Annotated in this window: 20 protein-coding genes; all 20 read left to right on the plus strand. The window is 67.7% G+C overall.

Features of this window, described 5'->3' with window-relative positions:
- Nucleotides 1-8: 8 nt before the first annotated feature.
- The 20 genes from QE416_RS07775 (at nt 9) to rplN (ending at nt 17,783) form a co-directional block, all read left to right on the plus strand.
- Nucleotides 9-3,893, plus strand: coding sequence for a DUF58 domain-containing protein (locus QE416_RS07775; protein WP_307315006.1), 3,885 nt, complete (start codon nt 9-11; stop codon nt 3,891-3,893).
- Nucleotides 3,890-5,452 carry a DUF5684 domain-containing protein gene (locus QE416_RS07780; RefSeq protein WP_307315008.1) on the plus strand — a complete coding sequence of 521 codons (1,563 nt, stop codon included), beginning with the start codon at nt 3,890-3,892 and terminating at the stop codon, nt 5,450-5,452. Before QE416_RS07775 ends, QE416_RS07780 begins: the two co-directional genes overlap by 4 nt.
- Nucleotides 5,449-6,459, plus strand: a complete 1,011-nt coding sequence (locus tag QE416_RS07785; protein WP_307315010.1) for a hypothetical protein — start codon at nt 5,449-5,451, stop codon at nt 6,457-6,459. The genes QE416_RS07780 and QE416_RS07785 overlap by 4 nt, the downstream gene beginning before the upstream one ends.
- 354 nt (nt 6,460-6,813) lie before the next feature.
- Nucleotides 6,814-7,182, plus strand: coding sequence for a 30S ribosomal protein S12 (gene rpsL, locus QE416_RS07790; protein ID WP_013584051.1), 369 nt, complete (start codon nt 6,814-6,816; stop codon nt 7,180-7,182).
- A gap of 5 nt (nt 7,183-7,187) precedes the next feature.
- Nucleotides 7,188-7,658 carry a 30S ribosomal protein S7 gene (rpsG, locus tag QE416_RS07795; RefSeq protein WP_013584050.1) on the plus strand — a complete coding sequence of 157 codons (471 nt, stop codon included), beginning with the start codon at nt 7,188-7,190 and terminating at the stop codon, nt 7,656-7,658.
- Nucleotides 7,659-7,744: 86 nt separating this feature from the next.
- Nucleotides 7,745-9,859, plus strand: coding sequence for an elongation factor G (gene fusA, locus QE416_RS07800; protein WP_210072348.1), 2,115 nt, complete (start codon nt 7,745-7,747; stop codon nt 9,857-9,859).
- A gap of 161 nt (nt 9,860-10,020) precedes the next feature.
- Nucleotides 10,021-11,214: an elongation factor Tu gene (gene tuf, locus QE416_RS07805; protein ID WP_056226238.1), complete on the plus strand. Its 1,194-nt coding sequence runs from the start codon at nt 10,021-10,023 to the stop codon at nt 11,212-11,214.
- 178 nt (nt 11,215-11,392) lie between these two features.
- Nucleotides 11,393-11,608 carry a hypothetical protein gene (locus QE416_RS07810; RefSeq protein ID WP_210072347.1) on the plus strand — a complete coding sequence of 72 codons (216 nt, stop codon included), beginning with the start codon at nt 11,393-11,395 and terminating at the stop codon, nt 11,606-11,608.
- 440 nt (nt 11,609-12,048) lie between these two features.
- A complete protein-coding gene (rpsJ, locus tag QE416_RS07815) occupies nt 12,049-12,357 on the plus strand; it encodes a 30S ribosomal protein S10 (RefSeq protein WP_013584016.1) in 309 nt (102 codons plus the stop codon).
- An 8-nt stretch (nt 12,358-12,365) separates the two neighbouring features.
- Nucleotides 12,366-13,025, plus strand: a complete 660-nt coding sequence (gene rplC, locus QE416_RS07820; RefSeq protein ID WP_055959336.1) for a 50S ribosomal protein L3 — start codon at nt 12,366-12,368, stop codon at nt 13,023-13,025.
- Nucleotides 13,026-13,027: 2 nt separating this feature from the next.
- On the plus strand, nt 13,028-13,690 hold the full coding sequence (gene rplD, locus QE416_RS07825; protein WP_115915920.1) for a 50S ribosomal protein L4: 663 nt from the start codon (nt 13,028-13,030) through the stop codon (nt 13,688-13,690).
- Nucleotides 13,687-13,986: a 50S ribosomal protein L23 gene (gene rplW / locus QE416_RS07830; RefSeq protein WP_056226248.1), complete on the plus strand. Its 300-nt coding sequence runs from the start codon at nt 13,687-13,689 to the stop codon at nt 13,984-13,986. The genes rplD and rplW overlap by 4 nt, the downstream gene beginning before the upstream one ends.
- A gap of 24 nt (nt 13,987-14,010) precedes the next feature.
- Nucleotides 14,011-14,850, plus strand: coding sequence for a 50S ribosomal protein L2 (rplB, locus tag QE416_RS07835; RefSeq protein ID WP_013584012.1), 840 nt, complete (start codon nt 14,011-14,013; stop codon nt 14,848-14,850).
- Nucleotides 14,851-14,862: 12 nt separating this feature from the next.
- Nucleotides 14,863-15,144 (plus strand): 30S ribosomal protein S19, encoded by a 282-nt coding sequence (rpsS, locus tag QE416_RS07840; protein WP_013584011.1) that lies wholly within the window; start codon nt 14,863-14,865, stop codon nt 15,142-15,144.
- 22 nt (nt 15,145-15,166) lie between these two features.
- On the plus strand, nt 15,167-15,565 hold the full coding sequence (gene rplV / locus QE416_RS07845; protein ID WP_013584010.1) for a 50S ribosomal protein L22: 399 nt from the start codon (nt 15,167-15,169) through the stop codon (nt 15,563-15,565).
- The gene (gene rpsC / locus QE416_RS07850; RefSeq protein ID WP_210072346.1) at nt 15,565-16,323 is read left to right on the plus strand and encodes a 30S ribosomal protein S3; all 759 of its coding nucleotides are present in this window, start codon (nt 15,565-15,567) and stop codon (nt 16,321-16,323) included. The genes rplV and rpsC overlap by 1 nt, the downstream gene beginning before the upstream one ends.
- Nucleotides 16,323-16,742: a 50S ribosomal protein L16 gene (rplP, locus tag QE416_RS07855; RefSeq protein WP_056226254.1), complete on the plus strand. Its 420-nt coding sequence runs from the start codon at nt 16,323-16,325 to the stop codon at nt 16,740-16,742. Before rpsC ends, rplP begins: the two co-directional genes overlap by 1 nt.
- Nucleotides 16,742-17,053, plus strand: a complete 312-nt coding sequence (gene rpmC, locus QE416_RS07860; protein ID WP_210072345.1) for a 50S ribosomal protein L29 — start codon at nt 16,742-16,744, stop codon at nt 17,051-17,053. Before rplP ends, rpmC begins: the two co-directional genes overlap by 1 nt.
- Complete coding sequence (rpsQ, locus tag QE416_RS07865; protein WP_144829716.1) at nt 17,053-17,379, plus strand: 30S ribosomal protein S17; 327 nt, start codon at nt 17,053-17,055, stop codon at nt 17,377-17,379. The genes rpmC and rpsQ overlap by 1 nt, the downstream gene beginning before the upstream one ends.
- 35 nt (nt 17,380-17,414) lie before the next feature.
- Nucleotides 17,415-17,783 carry a 50S ribosomal protein L14 gene (gene rplN, locus QE416_RS07870; RefSeq protein WP_013584005.1) on the plus strand — a complete coding sequence of 123 codons (369 nt, stop codon included), beginning with the start codon at nt 17,415-17,417 and terminating at the stop codon, nt 17,781-17,783.
- Nucleotides 17,784-17,785: the final 2 nt, after the last annotated feature.

Here is a 17,785-nt window from a genome sequence, read left to right on the forward strand (position 1 = left end):
GGTGAGCCGTGCCCGATCTGAATCTGACCGAGTCGCGTCTCACGCGGACCTCCGCGGGCACCATGGCGACCGGTTCGCGCACCTCCGTCACCTCGACCGCGGTGCGTCGACAACGTCGCATCGTGCGCGCGGTGGTCCAGGTCGCCGAATGGTGGCGTGTCACGACCGAGGCCATCTCCGCCGCCGTGAGATGGGCCGGCAGAACGGTACGCCCCGCGGGAGCGGTGGTCGTGGTCGCCGCCACCATCGGCCTGCTCTTCGGGGTGCTGTTCGGGTGGGTCGAGTGGATGGTCGCCGGAAGCGCGGCCCTGCTGCTGCTGGTCATGAGCGTGCCCTTCCTCTTCGGTGCTCGGGCGTACGAGGTCGACCTGGCGCTCGATCACGAGCGCGTGACGGCGGGCAACGGCGTCACGGGCGAGATCGTCGTGCGCAACGAGAGTTCGCGACCCGCCCTGCCCGGTCGCCTCGACATCCCCGTGGGTCGTGGCCTCGTGGAGTTCGGTGTGCCGTTCCTCCGCCCCGGGCAGAGCTCCGCCGAGCCGCTCGAGATCCCGCCGCTACCGCGCGGCGTCGTCCGCGTCGGCCCCGTGACGACGGTGCGCAGCGACCCGGTGGGGCTCCTCCGGCGCGAGCACGCCTTCGACGACGTCCACGATCTCTTCGTGCACCCTCGCACGGTGGGGCTCCCCTCCACGAGCGCCGGTCTCGTCCGCGACCTCGAGGGCAATGCCACCCGCCGCCTCGTCGATGCGGACATGTCCTTCCACGCGATCCGCGAGTACGTCCCCGGCGACTCGCGCCGGCAGGTGCATTGGAAGTCGACGGCCAAGACGGGTCGACTCATGGTCCGGCAGTACGAGGAATCCCGACGCTCGCGCATGGCCGTCGTACTCGCCGCGGCGACACAGGAGTACACGGATGCCGACGAGTACGAGCTCGCCGTCTCGGCCGCAGCCTCGCTCGGTCTGCGCGCCGTCCGTGACGCGCGCGATATCGACATCGTCACGGGGTCGGAGATCCCGCGGGTCGTCAAGGGGCGCCTGCGCGCTATCCGTCACATCCCGGTCGTCGCACCGCGCACGATGCTCGACGGCTTCAGCGCCATCGATCGACACGAGAACACGATGCCCGTCGAAGACGTCTGCCGTCTGGCATCCGAGGCGAACGAACGTCTCTCGATCGCGTTCGTGGTCGTCGGCGCGACCGTCCCTCTCACCACGCCTGCGTCAGGCTGCCCTCGCCTTCCCCGCCGACACCGCGGTCGCCGCCGTCATCTGCGACGAGCGCGCCCACCCGAGGATGCAGAACATCGCGGGACTGACGGTGCTGACGATCGGCACCCTCGACGACCTCTCGGGTCTCCTGGTCCGGGGAGCGACCTCATGAGCGATCGTCGGAGCTCGCGCGCGACAGCCCGTCGCCGCGAGACCAACCTGCCGCGGTACGCGGCCGCCGCCATTTACACGGCGGTGTCCGTCGTCCTCGCCACCATTGCCGCGTGGCCGGTCTACGCGTCGTGGTCTTTCCTTCTGCTCGTGATCGTCTCGGTCGTGGTCGCGGGTGCCGTCGTCGGCGTCGTGTCGTGGCGCCGATGGAGCGGCTGGACCCTCGCCGCGAGTCTGCTGGGGGCCTTCACCGTCTTGGCGGTACCGCTCGCCGTTCCGTCGCGTCTGACGTCTCCCCTCGACGTCCTGCGCGGGCTCGGGGAGTCCTTCGCCGGGGTCGTCGTCGCGTGGAAAGACCTCGTCACCGTCGATCTGCCGGTCGGGGCCTACCGCAACCTGCTGATCCCCGCGCTCGTGATCTTCCTCGTCGGCACGGCCGTCACCGCCGCTCTCGCCATCCGGGGCGATCGCTGGGCGCCGTTCGCGGTCGTCGGCGGTCTCGGCATGACCGGCTTCGGGCTGTTCTTCGGACGCGCGTCGACGAGCGCGCCCCTGTCGATCGGGCCGGTCGACCTCCCGGCCCCCGCAGAGACCGCCATCGGCATCGGCGCTCTCCTGACAGCGGTGCTGTGGTTGGCGTGGCGCGCGCAGGACGAACGCGGACGCGCCCTGCGCCGGGCGAGCGACGTCTCGGCCGTTCCCGTCGCGCCGGGCCGTTCGCGGGCGGATCGCCGCAGGCTGGTGCTCGGCGCGGCGATGCTCCTCGTCGCCGTGGCCGTCACCGTCGCCGTTGTGCCCGCGGCTGCTCGGAACGCCGACCGTCAGGTGCTCCGATCGGCGGCAGGGCCCGAGCGGCTGATCGCCGAGGCCGTGAGCCCGCTCTCGCAGTACCGCTCGATGTTCTCCGACGCGCGATCAGACGAGGTGCTCTTCCGGGTCGGCGGTACGGGTGCCGAGCCCGATCGCATCCGGATCGCCACCCTCGACACCTACGACGGCGAGATCTTTCGCGCGTCGGGTGACGAGGGTGCAGGCTTCGTGCGCCTGCCGTCGACGCGGGATGCGGGGGAGGGACGCCCCGTCGAGGCGGACATCGAGATCGTCGATCTGGGGGGCATCTGGATGCCGACGGCCGGCAGCCTCGCTTCGGCGACGTTCGAGGGGGACCGTCGTGGCGTCCTCGCCGACCGCTTCTACTACAGCTCCGACGCTGACGCGGGAGTGCAGACCGCCGACGGCGGACTCGTCGCGGGTGACCGCTACCGGCTCGACGCCGTCGAGCCCGCCCCCGTCGACCTCGCCTCGATGACCCCGCCCGGTGCGGGCGACGGGATCGCGGGCGGCGACAACCTTCGCCGCTGGGTTCAGGAGCACGCGACCGGCAACGACGGGGCGGCGCTCCAGAGCCTCGTTCAGATGCTCCGCCAGCGCGGATACCTCAGCCACAGCCTGGCGCCGGAGGGAGGGCCGACGCCGAAGTGGGCCTCCGCCCTGTCGGGCTACCAGCTGCAACCCAGTGCCTCCGGTCACTCGCTGGCGCGCATCGACCGCATGTTCGAGCGATTGCTCGAGAGAGAGGACGACCCCCGTGCCGCCGCCTCGGGCAACTTCGTCGCGGCCGTCGGCGACGACGAGCAGTTCGCCGTCGCCACGGCCCTGATCGCTCACGAGCTGGGCTTCCCCGCCCGCGTCGTGGTGGGGACGCGGCTGGTCTCCAGCGATCCGAACCTCGCCACGTGCGAGTCGGGGGAGTGCCGGGCACGCGACCTGACGGCGTGGACGGAGGTTCAGGGTTCCGACGGGCGGTGGGCGCCCGTCGATGTGACCCCCCAGTGGGAGCAGTCGCCGAGCCTCGAGGTCACCCAGCAGCAGGATCCCGAGAACGTCACCGAGGTCCGCCCCGATACCGTCGAGGAGGTCGTGCCTCCCGAGCCGGTGCAGGAGGACAACTCCACCAACGACGATCCGCGCGTCGACGACGGCGTAGACCTGGCTTGGCTGTGGGCGAGCCTGCGTATCGCGGGCATCTCGCTGCTGATCCTGCTCGTCCTCTTCGGCCCCTTCTTCGCCGTCGTGATCGCCAAGGCTCTCCGCCGCCGTGGACGTCGCCGGGATCCGGATCCCCGTTCGGCGATCGCCGGAGGCTGGGACGAGTACGTCGATGCGGGGATCGACGCGGGACGCACCGTTCCGCGCGCACCGACCCGACGCGAGGTGGCCGAGGCCTTCGCCACTGCCTCCGGGACCGTCCTGGCGGATGGAGCGGACCGCGCGGTGTTCTCGTCCGAGGACGTCGACCCCGACGAGGTCGGGGCCTTCTGGAGCATCGTCGACGAAGAACGACGCGCGCTGGCCCGTCAGCGGGGTTTCTGGCGGCGCCTGCGCGCGGCCGTATCGTTGAGATCGTTCCTGCGGTTCCTCGCCCCACGCCCCTCGCGGCGGGGGTCGCCGCACCGCGACGAGAGGGGGAAGCGCTCCACCGCCCTGGTGGACCGCGACACGACATGACCGATTCGACCATGGTGGTTCTCGGGGCGACCTCGTTCGCTCTCGTCGTCGTGCTGTACATCTGGCTCGCGATCGCCCTCGCGGCGCTCTTCCGCAAGATCGGCGAACCCGCCTGGAAGGCCTGGGTTCCGGTCCTGAACGTGGCGACCGTGCTCAAAGCCGGCGGGTTCTCACCGTGGCTGGTCCTGCTGAACTTCGTTCCGATCTTCGGCTTCGTCGCCTTCGTCGCGGTGTTCATCGTCGCGGTCCACCGCATCAACACCGGCTTCGGTGTCGGGGCCGGTCTCACCGTCGTGGGCGCCCTCTTCCCGGTCGTGTGGGCGAGCATCCTGGGCTTCGGCTCCGCGCGCTGGCACGGGGAACGCCGCACCGCACTCCCCGACGAGAACTCCGCGCCCGTCCGACGCGGCAAGGACTACGAGGGTCCCTATGTGCCGCTGATCGGCGGATGGACACCCGAGCAGGTTCCCGAGCACTCGTCTCCGGATGCCGCCGCCCCCCTTCCACCGCTCGCGCCCGTGTCCGCGCCGGTCGCCGTCCCCTTCGCCGCGCCCTCCCCCTCCCTCGCGGACGCCGTGCCCTCGTCGAGCGACTGGGCTCCTCCGGCGCACGTCCCGCCTCCCGCCCCCGAGCGGGCTCGGGCCGACGAAGAGCATCGCGCCGAGTCACGGGATGTCGCTCCGGCCACCTCGGTCTTCGCCGTGCTCGACGCCCTCCGCGACGGGTCCCCCGAGGACGACCACCGTCCCGCTGCGCCCGCTGCGTCGGAGCCCCCGCGCCCCCACGTTCTCGATGCGCCCTCCGCGGCGGCTCCCGCGCCGATCTGGGCGCCTCCCGTGGCGCCCCCTGCGGTCCCCGAGGCGCGGGCGTCCTCCGAGCTGCCCGCCGAGGACGCCGAGGAGGATTCCGACGTCGTCGCGCCCTGGGCGAACCCACCGCGTCGCACGACGGCTGATGCCGGTCCCGCACCCATAGCGGATGTGCCCCTCACCCGGCCCGCGCCCGACGCCGTTCCGGCTCCCCATCCCTCGGTGGCAGCGACCATCGACGAGTTCCCCGAGTTGTCCGAGGCGGTCTCCGCCGTGGCGGAGGCCCCGGATGCCGGCTCCCCGCGCTCCGCCCGCACCTCGGTGTCCGCGCTCTACACGCAGCCCGAGGTCCCCTCGGTCGCGGCCGATGAGGACTTCGACGCTCTCGACCGAACCGTCGTCACGCGGCGCAAACGCATTCCGTGGGCGCTCGTGCCTCCGAGCGGGACGCCGATCGACCTCACCTCTGCTGTCGTCATCCTGGGTCGTCGCCCGGGCCCCGACTCCGCGTACCCCGACGCGCAGCTCGTCCCGATCTCGGACGAGACGCGAACGGTCTCGAAGACCCACGCGCGACTCGAGCTTCGCGGTGACACCTGGTACGTCACCGACCTGCACTCCACGAACGGCGTGCTGTTCGCCACGCTCATGGGCACCGAGGTCGAGGCGCCTCCCGGCGAGGAGATCGAAGCCGGTGAGCGCTTCTTCCTCGGTGACGCGGAGGTGCGCCTCTCGCGGAGCGACGCGTGAGCGGCCCGTACGACCGCGCCGAGGATCCCGACGAGGTGACCCTCTGGGCGGGTCGCCTGCGGGCCTGGCCGACGCCGCCCGCCGTCGAGGACGACGAGGTCGATGATGAGACGATCCTGACGCGCCGGGACGCTGCGGACGACGAGACCGTCTCCGGGACCGACGCTCCCGCGGACGAGACGGTGATCTCGCGTCGTATCGTGCCGGAGGACGACACGCTGCGCTCCGGGGCCGAGGCTCCCGCGGACGAGACGGTGATCTCGCGTCGTATCGTGCCGGAGGACGACACGCTGCGCTCGCGGGCCGAGGCTCCCGCGGACGAGACGGTGATCTCGCGTCGTATCGTGCCGGAGGACGACACGTTGCTTTCCCGGGTCGACGTCTCCGACGACGAGACCGTGATCTCGCGCATCGACACGCCTCACGACGGTGCCCTCTCCCCCCGCCCGATGCCCGCGGGGACACCGGTGGCAGACGTCTTCGTCGACGAGGAGGTGGGTACGACCGCTCCTCGGAGCGCGGCGCCCCCCGTTCCGACCAGCTCGCTCGCCACCTCCGCCCCTGACGAAGAGACCCGTCGACGTCCCGCGGGCGGGGGAGGGGGCACCGAGGTCGACGAGACCACCCGCCGCCGGCCTTCGGCGGAACCCGCCGTCGACGAGGCCACGCGCGCACGGCCCGTCCCGGTGCCAGACGACGACACGGCATCGGGTTCCCGCCGCCGTCGCCGAGAAGTCGCCGAGGCCGCAGACGGCCCCGTCGGAGAGGGAGCCGTCCGGCAAGCACGCGTCCCCGACGCCCTGAGCCGCGAGTCGTACGGTGCCCGTCACGAGGGGCCCGCACGCGTCGAGCGTGCTCGCGTCGTCCGCGCTCCGTCATCCGAGGACGCCGCGGCCGTCCGCCCCCGGGCGCGCCGGGGCGCGGCCCGCGTGATCCTGCTCGCGGCGGTGATCGTCGTCGTGCTCGTCGCGTCAGCCATCGGGGCAGCGCTGCTGCTGCTCGGATGACGAACGCGGCATCCGGGAGACTCCCAGTGACCGGTCCCGCACACGTTTGCCCGCGTCCCGGGGAACGCGTATCATTGACCGGGTGTGCGTTCACGCGCGCCGTGCGTCGTGCCCTCGGGTGAGTCGCTCGGATCAACGCTCGCACCATCTCAGGGATCGGCCTGCGAACAGGTCGCCCCCACGGCATATCCACCACGAATCGCGCTAGATCATTCTGTCGCGCGGTGGATCACACGTGAGCCCGACACGTCACGAATCGCAAGATGAGCGACATGACGGGGGAGACACGACGCTGTCACCGTGCAGCACCCTGGGCGCCACCGCGAGGAACGCCCAGCCAATCAAGGAGAGAACGTGCCAACCATTCAGCAGTTGGTTCGCAAGGGCCGCTCGCCGAAGGTCTCGAAGACCAAGGCTCCCGCGCTGAAGTCGAACCCCCAGCAGGCCGGCGTGTGCACTCGCGTGTACACCACGACCCCCAAGAAGCCGAACTCGGCGATGCGCAAGGTCGCCCGCGTCAAGCTGCGCAACGGCACCGAGGTCACCGCCTACATCCCCGGCGAGGGCCACAACCTGCAGGAGCACTCGCTCGTGCTCGTCCGCGGTGGTCGCGTCAAGGACCTCCCCGGTGTCCGTTACAAGATCGTCCGCGGTGCGCTCGACACCCAGGCTGTCAAGAACCGTAAGCAGGCTCGTAGCCGCTACGGCGCGAAGAAGGGCTGAGAAACATGCCTCGTAAGGGTCCTGCCCCGAAGCGTCCCGTCGTCAACGACCCGGTTTACGGCGCTCCCGTCGTCACCCAGCTGGTCAACAAGATCCTCGTCGACGGCAAGAAGTCCATCGCCGAGTCGATCGTCTACGACGCCCTCAAGGGTGTCGAGGCGAAGAACAGCCAGGACGCCGTCGCCACGCTGAAGAAGGCGCTCGACAACGTCCGTCCCACCCTCGAGGTCAAGAGCCGCCGCGTCGGTGGCTCGACCTACCAGGTTCCCGTCGAGGTCAAGCCGCACCGCGCGAACACCCTCGCGCTGCGCTGGCTCGTGAGCTACGCCAAGGGTCGTCGTGAGAAGACGATGACCGAGCGTCTGCAGAACGAGATCCTCGACGCCTCGAACGGCCTCGGTGCCGCGGTCAAGCGCCGCGAGGACACCCACAAGATGGCCGAGTCGAACCGCGCCTTCGCGCACTACCGCTGGTAAAACCCGCGGAGGGCCCGTGACCGACCCCGGTCGCGGACCCTCCGATGGGCCCGGCATCAACCTCCCAACAGGTAAGGAAGACACCCGTGGCACAAGACGTGCTCACCGACCTTCATAAGGTCCGCAACATCGGCATCATGGCCCACATCGATGCCGGCAAGACCACGACGACCGAGCGCATCCTGTTCTACACGGGCGTCAACCACAAGATCGGCGAGACGCACGATGGTGCGGCTACGACCGACTGGATGGAGCAGGAGCAGGAGCGTGGCATTACGATCACCTCCGCTGCTGTGACCTGCTTCTGGGACAAGAACCAGATCAACATCATCGACACCCCCGGCCACGTCGACTTCACGGTCGAGGTCGAGCGCTCGCTGCGCGTGCTCGACGGCGCGGTCGCCGTCTTCGACGGCAAGGAGGGCGTCGAGCCCCAGTCCGAGACGGTGTGGCGTCAGGCTGACAAGTACGACGTCCCCCGCATCTGCTTCGTCAACAAGATGGACAAGCTGGGCGCCGACTTCTACTTCACGGTCGACACCATCGTCAACCGCCTGAAGGCGAAGCCGCTGGTCATCCAGCTGCCCATCGGTGCCGAGAACGACTTCGTCGGCGTCATCGACCTGGTCGAGATGCGCGCACTGGTCTGGCCCGGCGACGCCAAGGGTGACGTGACCATGGGCGCGAAGTACGAGATCCAGGAGATCCCGGCCGACCTCGCCGACAAGGCCGCCGAGTACCGCCAGCAGCTCCTGGAGACCGTCGCCGAGTCCGACGACGCCCTCCTCGAGAAGTTCTTCGGCGGCGAGGAGCTCACGGTCGCCGAGATCAAGGGCGCCATCCGCAAGATGACGATCAACTCGGAGCTCTACCCGGTGCTCTGCGGTTCGGCGTTCAAGAACCGCGGCGTGCAGCCCATGCTCGACGCGGTCGTGGACTACCTGCCCTCGCCCCTGGACGTGCCCGCCATCGAGGCGCACGACCCCAAGGACGAAGAGATCGTCATCGAGCGCCACGCCGACCGTGAGGAGCCCTTCGCGGCTCTCGCGTTCAAGATCGTGACGCACCCGTTCTTCGGTCGCCTCACGTACATCCGCGTGTACTCGGGTCACCTCGACTCCGGTGCTCAGGTCGTCAACGCGACCAAGGGCAAGAAGGAGCGCATCGGGAAGATCTTCCAGATGCACGCCAACAAGGAGATGCCGGTCGACTCCGTCACCGCTGGCCACATCTACGCGGTCATCGGTCTGAAGGACACCACCACCGGTGACACCCTCTGCGACCCGCAGAACCAGGTCGTCCTCGAATCGATGACGTTCCCGGAGCCGGTCATCGAGGTCGCCATCGAGCCCAAGACCAAGGCCGACCAGGAGAAGCTGGGTGTCGCCATCCAGAAGCTCGCCGAAGAGGACCCGACGTTCCGCGTCGAGCAGAACTCCGAGACCGGTCAGACCGTCATCAAGGGCATGGGCGAGCTCCACCTCGACATCCTGGTCGACCGCATGAAGCGCGAGTTCAAGGTCGAGGCCAACGTCGGAAAGCCCCAGGTGGCGTACCGCGAGACCATCCGCAAGTCGGTCGAGCGTCACGACTACACCCACAAGAAGCAGACCGGTGGTTCGGGTCAGTTCGCGAAGATCCAGTTCGCGATCGAGCCTCTCGAGGTCACGGCCGACAAGACCTACGAGTTCGAGAACAAGGTCACCGGTGGTCGCATCCCGCGCGAGTACATCTCGCCGACCGACCAGGGCTTCCAGGACGCCATGAACGTCGGCGTGCTCGCCGGCTACCCCATGGTGGGCGTCAAGGCGATCCTTCTCGACGGTGCTTCGCACGACGTCGACTCGTCCGAAATGGCGTTCAAGATCGCCGGCTCGATGGGCTTCAAAGAGGCCGTCCGCAAGGCGAACCCCACGATCCTCGAGCCGATCATGGCCGTCGAGGTCCGTACTCCCGAGGAGTACATGGGCGACGTCATCGGCGACCTGAACTCGCGTCGTGGCCAGATCCAGTCGATGGAAGACGCCGCCGGCGTCAAGGTCGTCCGGGCCAACGTGCCGCTGTCCGAGATGTTCGGCTACATCGGCGACCTGCGCTCGAAGACCTCTGGCCGTGCCGTCTACTCCATGGAGTTCGACAGCTACGCCGATGTCCCGAAGGCTGTCGCCGACGAGATCATCCAGAAGAACAAGGGCGAGTAAAACCGCTCTCACGGATGCCGGGAACCCCGGGTTCTGCTCAGGTTCCCGGCATCCGCTCAAACTGAATACCGACTCTCTAGTAATCTGAGAACCATCCCCGCGAAGAACCGGTCGCAATCCAGTGCCCGAGACCTCGCAACCAACGTCCTGAGGAGGACCCAGTGGCTAAGGCCAAGTTCGAGCGGACCAAGCCGCACGTGAACATCGGAACGATCGGTCACGTCGACCACGGCAAGACCACGCTCACCGCTGCCATCTCGAAGGTGCTCGCCGACAAGTTCCCGTCGGCCACCAACGTTCAGCGTGACTTCGCGTCGATCGACTCGGCGCCGGAAGAGCGTCAGCGCGGTATTACGATCAACATCTCGCACGTCGAGTACGAGACCCCGAAGCGTCACTACGCTCACGTCGACGCGCCCGGTCACGCCGACTACATCAAGAACATGATCACCGGTGCCGCTCAGATGGACGGCGCGATCCTCGTGGTCGCCGCCACCGACGGTCCGATGGCTCAGACCCGTGAGCACGTTCTGCTCGCCAAGCAGGTCGGCGTTCCCTACCTGCTCGTCGCGCTGAACAAGAGCGACATGGTCGACGACGAGGAGATCCTGGAGCTCGTCGAGCTCGAGGTTCGCGAGCTGCTGTCGTCGCAGGACTTCGACGGCGACAACGCCCCCGTCGTTCGCGTCTCGGGCCTGAAGGCTCTCGAGGGCGACGAGCAGTGGGTCAACGCCATCGTCGAGCTCATGGAAGCCGTCGACGAGTCGATCCCCGACCCGGTGCGTGACAAGGACAAGCCCTTCCTCATGCCCATCGAGGACGTCTTCACGATCACCGGTCGTGGCACGGTCGTCACCGGCCGCGCCGAGCGCGGTACCCTCGCGATCAACTCCGAGGTCGAGATCGTCGGCATCCGCCCGACGCAGAAGACCACGGTCACCGGTATCGAGATGTTCCACAAGCAGCTCGACGAGGCCTGGGCCGGCGAGAACTGCGGTCTGCTCCTTCGCGGCACCAAGCGTGACGACGTCGAGCGCGGCCAGGTCGTCGTCAAGCCCGGTTCGGTCACCCCGCACACCAACTTCGAGGGCACGGCGTACATCCTGTCCAAGGAAGAGGGCGGCCGCCACAACCCGTTCTTCACGAACTACCGCCCGCAGTTCTACTTCCGCACCACCGACGTGACCGGCGTCATCACGCTGCCCGAGGGCACCGAGATGGTCATGCCCGGTGACACCACGGAGATGTCGGTCGAGCTCATCCAGCCGATCGCCATGGAAGAGGGCCTCGGCTACGCGATCCGTGAGGGTGGCCGCACCGTCGGTGCCGGTACCGTCACCAAGATCCTCAAGTAAGTCCTTCCAGACTTCACTCGGCACAGGCCGGGCCTTCGGGCCCGGCCTTTGTCGTTCCCGGATGTGCTCTACACCAGTCGCACCCGACGCCCGCGGGGGTTTCGGTTGCCGCTACCCCGCGGTCAGAATCGAACCGGGGTCGGCGTGCCAGCCGACCGAGTCTGCGAAGGAGACGCACATGGGAGTGGACGACATCATCGCCAAGGGCAAGAAGCTCCTCGACGAGAACCGCGACAAGATCGAAGAGGCGCTCAAGAGCGAGAAGGCCGAAGAGGTCAGCGACAAGGTGCTCGACGGAGCGGCCGACGCGATCAAGAAGATCGTTCCGGCGGAACATCACGCGAAGGTCGACGAGACGCGCGCGAACGTGGACAAGCACATCGGGAACGCGTGACCAGAGGCGAAGTCATCGGCGCCGCTCCCTGTTTCGGGGGCGGCGCCGCTGCTGTCGGCGGGGGTTTTACTGAGGATCAGCCGCGCGCGACACGCCCGGGTTTGCGACATGCCCGGGGCGTACGTAGACTAATCCAGTTCCACATTCCGGTGCGCGCTTGGCGTGCGCCAGGATCACTGTCAGGGCAGTGCACAGGCGGCGCGAGAGCGCAGGGTCCTGGGCCGCGGGCAGCAGAACACACACCGAAACCCCTTCATCCCCTTGTGGGATTCGTGCGCGTGCGTGCGAGGGGCGGGCCGGATGCCGAGTCTTCCGGTTTGACAGCTGAACAGGGTGCAGCATCCCTCGCGCGAGCGAGGGGAAGTGCCAGGGCGCGATAGCGCCACCGTGCGTCCAATGCCCCAGGTCGGGTAAGACGCGAGAAAGAGAGAGAGCAGACAATGGCGGGACAGAAGATCCGCATTCGCCTGAAGTCGTACGACCACGCTGGGCTCGACTCGTCGGCCCGCAAGATCGTCGACACCGTGACCCGTGCCGGCGCCACCGTGGTGGGCCCGGTTCCCCTGCCGACCGAGAAGAACGTCGTGTGCGTCATCCGGTCGCCCCACAAGTACAAGGACAGCCGCGAGCACTTCGAGATGCGCACCCACAAGCGCCTCATCGACATCATCGACCCGACGCCCAAGGCCGTCGACTCGCTGATGCGCCTCGACCTTCCTGCCGATGTCAACATCGAGATCAAGCTCTGAGGTTCGACATGGCTGACATCAACTCCAAGATCTCCAAGGGCCTCCTCGGCACCAAGCTCGGCATGACCCAGGTGTGGGACGAGAACGGCAAGCTCGTTCCCGTCACCGTCATCGAGGTCGCGCCGAACGTCGTGACCCAGCTGCGTTCGCTCGAGAAGGACGGCTACAACGCCGTTCAGATCGGCTACGGCCAGATCGACCCCCGCAAGGTGAACAAGCCCCTCACGGCGCACTTCGACGCCGCGGGTGTCACCCCCCGCCGCCACCTCACCGAGGTGCGCACGGCTGACGCCGCAGACTACGCGCTGGGCCAGGAGCTCACCGTCGACGGTCTGTTCGAAGCCGGTCAGCTGGTCGACGTCGTCGGCACCAGCAAGGGCAAGGGCACCGCCGGTGTCATGAAGCGTCACAACTTCAAGGGTGTGTCCGCTTCGCACGGTTCGCACCGCAACCACCGCAAGCCCGGCTCCATCGGCGCGTCGTCGACTCCGAGCCGCGTCTTCAAGGGCATGCGCATGGCCGGCCGTATGGGTGGCGAGCGCGTGACCGTCCTCAACCTCACGGTGCACGCCGTCGACGCCGAGAAGGGACTCATGCTCGTCAAGGGCGCCGTCCCCGGTGCCCGTGGCCGCATCGTCTACGTCCGCAACGCAGTGAAGGGTGCCTGATCATGGCTGACTCGACTCTCGCGCTCGACGTCGTGAAGGCCGACGGCAACAAGGCCGGCTCTGTCGAGCTGCCCGCCGCGCTCTTCGACGTCAAGACGAACATCCCGCTTATCCACCAGGTCGTCGTGGCGCAGCGCGCCGCGGCTCGCCAGGGCACGCACTCGACCAAGCGTCGTGGCGAGGTCTCGGGTGCCGGCCGCAAGCCCTTCAAGCAGAAGGGCACGGGTAACGCCCGTCAGGGCTCGATCCGCGCGCCGCACATGACCGGTGGTGGCATCGTCCACGGTCCCAAGCCCCGCGACTACAGCCAGCGCACCCCCAAGAAGATGATCGCTGCCGCCCTTCTGGGCGCGCTCAGCGACCGTGCTCGCGGACAGCGTCTGCACATCGTCGACAGCTTCGCCATCGAGGGTGCCCCCTCGACCAAGGCCGCTGCGGCCGCGCTGAAGGCCTTCGGGGCCGTCAAGAACGTGCTCGTGGTCATCGACCGCGATGACGAGCTCACGATCAAGAGCGTGCGCAACCTCGCGTACGTCCACGTGCTGACCGTCGGCCAGCTGAACACCTACGACGTGATCGTCTCCGACGACATCGTCTTCACCAAGGCCGCCTACGACGCCTTCGTCGCGTCGAAGTCGGGCGCCACCGAGGAGGTCTCGGCATGACCACCGTCAACAAGGACCCGCGCGACATCATCCTGAAGCCGGTCGTCTCCGAGAAGAGCTACTCGCTCATCGACGAGGGCAAGTACACCTTCCTGGTGGACCCCCGCTCGTCGAAGACCGAGATCAAGCTCGCGATCGAGAAGATCTTCGGCGTCAAGGTCGCTTCGGTCAACACGATCAACCGCGTGGGCAAGGCCCGTCGCACCCGCTTCGGCATCGGCAAGCGCAAGGACACCAAGCGCGCCATCGTCTCGCTGAAGTCGGGCACCATCGACATCTTCACGTCTGTCGGCTGACGGTCGGGATAGAGGACAAGAACAATGGCTATTCGCAAGTACAAGCCCACGACCCCCGGTCGCCGCGGCTCGTCGGTGGCCGACTTCGCCGAGATCACCCGATCGACGCCTGAGAAGTCGCTGCTGCGCCCGCTGTCGAAGACCGGTGGCCGCAACAACCAGGGCCGCATCACCACGCGTCACATCGGTGGTGGACACAAGCGTCAGTACCGTCTGATCGACTTCCGTCGTAACGACAAGGACGGCATCGACGCCAAGGTCGCTCACATCGAGTACGACCCCAACCGCACCGCGCGCATCGCGCTGCTGCACTACGCGGACGGCGAGAAGCGCTACATCCTCGCCCCGGCGAAGCTGTCGCAGGGTGACGTCGTGGAGTCGGGAGCCGGCGCTGACATCAAGCCCGGTAACAACCTGCCGCTGCGCAACATCCCCACCGGTACCGTGATCCACGCGATCGAGCTGCGTCCCGGAGGAGGTGCGAAGATGGCCCGTTCGGCCGGCGCATCCGTGCGTCTGGTCGCGAAGGACGGCCCCTACGCGCAGCTTCGTCTGCCCTCGGGTGAGATCCGCAACGTCGACGTGCGCTGCCGCGCGACGATCGGCGAGGTCGGCAACGCCGAGCAGTCGAACATCAACTGGGGCAAGGCCGGCCGTATGCGCTGGAAGGGTGTCCGCCCGACCGTGCGTGGTGTCGCCATGAACCCGGTAGACCACCCGCACGGTGGTGGTGAGGGTAAGACCTCCGGTGGTCGTCACCCTGTTTCGCCGTGGGGTAAGGCCGAAGGCCGCACCCGCCACGCGAACAAGGAGAGCGACAAGCTCATCGTCCGCCGTCGCACCGCCGGCAAGAAGCGCAAGTAGGAGTAGAGGAAGATGCCTCGCAGCCTTAAGAAGGGCCCCTTCGTCGACGAGCACCTGCTTCGCAAGGTCGTCTCGCAGAACGAAGCCGGTTCGAAGAACGTCATCAAGACCTGGTCGCGCCGTTCGATGATCATCCCCGCCATGCTGGGACACACCATCGCCGTGCACGACGGACGCAAGCACATCCCCGTGTTCGTGACCGAGACCATGGTCGGCCACAAGCTGGGCGAGTTCTCGCCCACCCGCACCTTCCGCGGCCACGTGAAGGACGACAAGAAGGGCCGTCGCCGCTAAGGCGACCGAGGAGGAGAGAGAAATGGTGGAGTCCATCGCACGTGTGCGACACATCCGCGTGACCCCTCAGAAGGCTCGTCGCGTCGTCGCCCTCATCAAGGGCAAGCAGGCCGAAGAGGCCCTCGCGATCCTGAAGTTCGCGCCGCAGGGCGCGAGCGAGCCGATCTACAAGCTCGTCGCCTCGGCCATCGCGAACGCTCGCGTCACGGCTGACAAGACGAACGAGTACCTGGATGACGCCGACCTGTACGTGAAGAACGCGTACGTCGACGAGGGCACGACGCTCAAGCGTTTCCAGCCCCGCGCTCAGGGTCGCGCCTTCCAGATCAAGAAGCGCACGAGCCACATCACGGTCGTGCTCGCGACGCCCGAGACCGCTGAGGCGGCCCCGGCTCGCGCCAACAAGAAGGCGAGCAAGTAATGGGACAGAAAGTCAACCCGTACGGCTTCCGCCTCGGCATCACGACCGACCACGTGTCGCGGTGGTTCTCGGACTCGACGAAGGCTGGTCAGCGTTACGCCGACTACCTCGCCGAGGACATCAAGATCCGTCGCCTGCTGACCACCTCGCTTGACCGCGCCGGTGTCAGCAACATCGAGATCGAGCGCACGCGTGACCGTGTCCGCGTCGACATCCACACCGCCCGCCCGGGCATCGTGATCGGTCGCCGCGGCGCCGAGGCCGAGCGCATCCGTGCCGACCTCGAGAAGCTCACCGGAAAGCAGATCCAGCTGAACATCCTCGAGGTGAAGAACCCCGAGGCCGATGCTCAGCTCGTCGCTCAGGGTGTCGCCGAGCAGCTCACCGCTCGCGTGGCTTTCCGCCGCGCGATGCGCAAGGGCCTGCAGGGCGCGCAGCGTGCCGGCGCCAAGGGTGTCCGCATCCAGGTGTCGGGCCGCCTCGGCGGCGCCGAGATGAGCCGCTCGGAGTTCTACCGCGAAGGCCGTGTGCCCCTGCACACCCTTCGCGCGAACATCGACTACGGCTTCTACGAGGCGAAGACCACCTTCGGCCGCATCGGCGTGAAGGTCTGGATCTACAAGGGCGACCTCACCAACAAGGAGCTCGCCCGCGAGCAGGCCAACGCGCCCAAGTCGCGCGGTCGTGACGACCGCGGTGGCGACCGTCGTCGTAGCCCTCGCAACGAGGCCCCCGTGGCAGAAGGAGCGTCGGCGTAATGCTCATCCCCCGCAAGGTCAAGTACCGCAAGCAGCACCACCCCGGCCGTTCGGGCCAGGCCACCGGTGGCACCCAGGTGTCGTTCGGTGAGTTCGGGATCCAGGCGCTGACCCCCGCTTACGTGACCAACCGTCAGATCGAGTCCGCTCGCATCGCCATGACGCGTCACATCAAGCGTGGCGGAAAGGTGTGGATCAACATCTACCCCGACCGTCCTCTCACCAAGAAGCCCGCCGAAACCCGCATGGGTTCGGGTAAGGGTTCCCCCGAGTGGTGGGTCGCCAACGTCAAGCCGGGCCGCGTCCTCTTCGAGGTCGCGGGTGTCGACGAGCAGCTCGCTCGTGAGGCCCTGACCCGAGCAATTCACAAGCTGCCCCTGAAGGCACGCATCATCAAGCGCGAGGAGGGCGACGCGTAATGGCGATCGGCACCAAGCAGCTCGCCCCGAGCGAGCTCGATACGTTCGAAGACCAGCGCCTCGTCGAGGAGCTGCGTAAGGCCAAGGAAGAGCTGTTCAACCTGCGCTTCCAGTCGGCCACCGGCCAGCTCGAGAGCCACGGTCGCATCCGTGCAGTCAAGCGCGACATCGCGCGTCTGTACACCGTGATCCGTGAGCGCGAGCTCGGCATCCGCGCCACCCCGGCCCCGGTCGAGGCGACGAAGGCGAAGAAGAGCAAGGCGAAGAAGGCGGAATCCGCTGACGACGCCGCGAAGGAAGAGGCGGAGTAATGGCTACCGCGAAGAAGGCCGAGGCGCAGGTCGCCGGTCACGAGCACGCCGAGAACGACGTTCGCGACGAGAACGCCCGCGGTTACCGCAAGGCGCGTCGTGGCTACGTCGTCAGCGACAAGATGGACAAGACCATCGTCGTCGAGGTCGAGGACCGCGTGAAGCACCCGCTCTACGGCAAGGTCATCCGCCGCACCTCGAAGGTCAAGGCGCACGACGAGTCCAACTCGGCGGGCATCGGCGACCTCGTCGTCATCAACGAGACCCGTCCGCTCAGCGCCACCAAGCGCTGGCGCCTGGTCGAGATCCTCGAGAAGGCCAAGTAAGCCTCGCGGCTTACTTGGAATCCAAGGAGTAAAAAGTGATTCAGAACGAATCCCGGCTGAAGGTCGCCGACAACACCGGCGCCAAGGAGCTGCTCACCATCCGCGTGCTCGGCGGCTCCAACCGTCGTTACGCCGGCCTGGGCGACGTCATCGTCGCCACGGTCAAGGACGCGATCCCGGGTGGAAACGTCAAGAAGGGCGACGTGGTCAAGGCCGTCGTCGTCCGTGTCGTGAAGCAGACCCGCCGTCCCGACGGCTCTTACATCAAGTTCGACGAGAACGCCGCCGTGATCCTGAAGAATGACGGGGAGCCCCGCGGCACCCGCATCTTCGGGCCGGTCGGTCGTGAGCTTCGCGACAAGAAGTTCATGAAGATCGTCTCGCTCGCCCCGGAGGTCATCTGATC

This window comes from Microbacterium sp. SORGH_AS_0421 (assembly GCF_030818635.1).
Taxonomy (GTDB): Bacteria; Actinomycetota; Actinomycetes; order Actinomycetales; family Microbacteriaceae; genus Microbacterium.

Coding starts and splice junctions, on each gene's coding strand:
- QE416_RS07780 (WP_307315008.1), top strand. CDS start 3,890: ATGACCGATTCGACCATGGTGGTTCTCGGGGCGACCTCGTTCGCTCTC.
- rpsS (WP_013584011.1), top strand. CDS start 14,863: ATGCCTCGCAGCCTTAAGAAGGGCCCCTTCGTCGACGAGCACCTGCTT.
- QE416_RS07810 (WP_210072347.1), top strand. CDS start 11,393: ATGGGAGTGGACGACATCATCGCCAAGGGCAAGAAGCTCCTCGACGAG.
- rplB (WP_013584012.1), top strand. CDS start 14,011: ATGGCTATTCGCAAGTACAAGCCCACGACCCCCGGTCGCCGCGGCTCG.
- rpsC (WP_210072346.1), top strand. CDS start 15,565: ATGGGACAGAAAGTCAACCCGTACGGCTTCCGCCTCGGCATCACGACC.
- rplP (WP_056226254.1), top strand. CDS start 16,323: ATGCTCATCCCCCGCAAGGTCAAGTACCGCAAGCAGCACCACCCCGGC.
- rplW (WP_056226248.1), top strand. CDS start 13,687: ATGACCACCGTCAACAAGGACCCGCGCGACATCATCCTGAAGCCGGTC.
- rpmC (WP_210072345.1), top strand. CDS start 16,742: ATGGCGATCGGCACCAAGCAGCTCGCCCCGAGCGAGCTCGATACGTTC.
- rplD (WP_115915920.1), top strand. CDS start 13,028: ATGGCTGACTCGACTCTCGCGCTCGACGTCGTGAAGGCCGACGGCAAC.
- rpsQ (WP_144829716.1), top strand. CDS start 17,053: ATGGCTACCGCGAAGAAGGCCGAGGCGCAGGTCGCCGGTCACGAGCAC.
- rpsG (WP_013584050.1), top strand. CDS start 7,188: ATGCCTCGTAAGGGTCCTGCCCCGAAGCGTCCCGTCGTCAACGACCCG.
- rpsJ (WP_013584016.1), top strand. CDS start 12,049: ATGGCGGGACAGAAGATCCGCATTCGCCTGAAGTCGTACGACCACGCT.
- rplC (WP_055959336.1), top strand. CDS start 12,366: ATGGCTGACATCAACTCCAAGATCTCCAAGGGCCTCCTCGGCACCAAG.
- rplV (WP_013584010.1), top strand. CDS start 15,167: ATGGTGGAGTCCATCGCACGTGTGCGACACATCCGCGTGACCCCTCAG.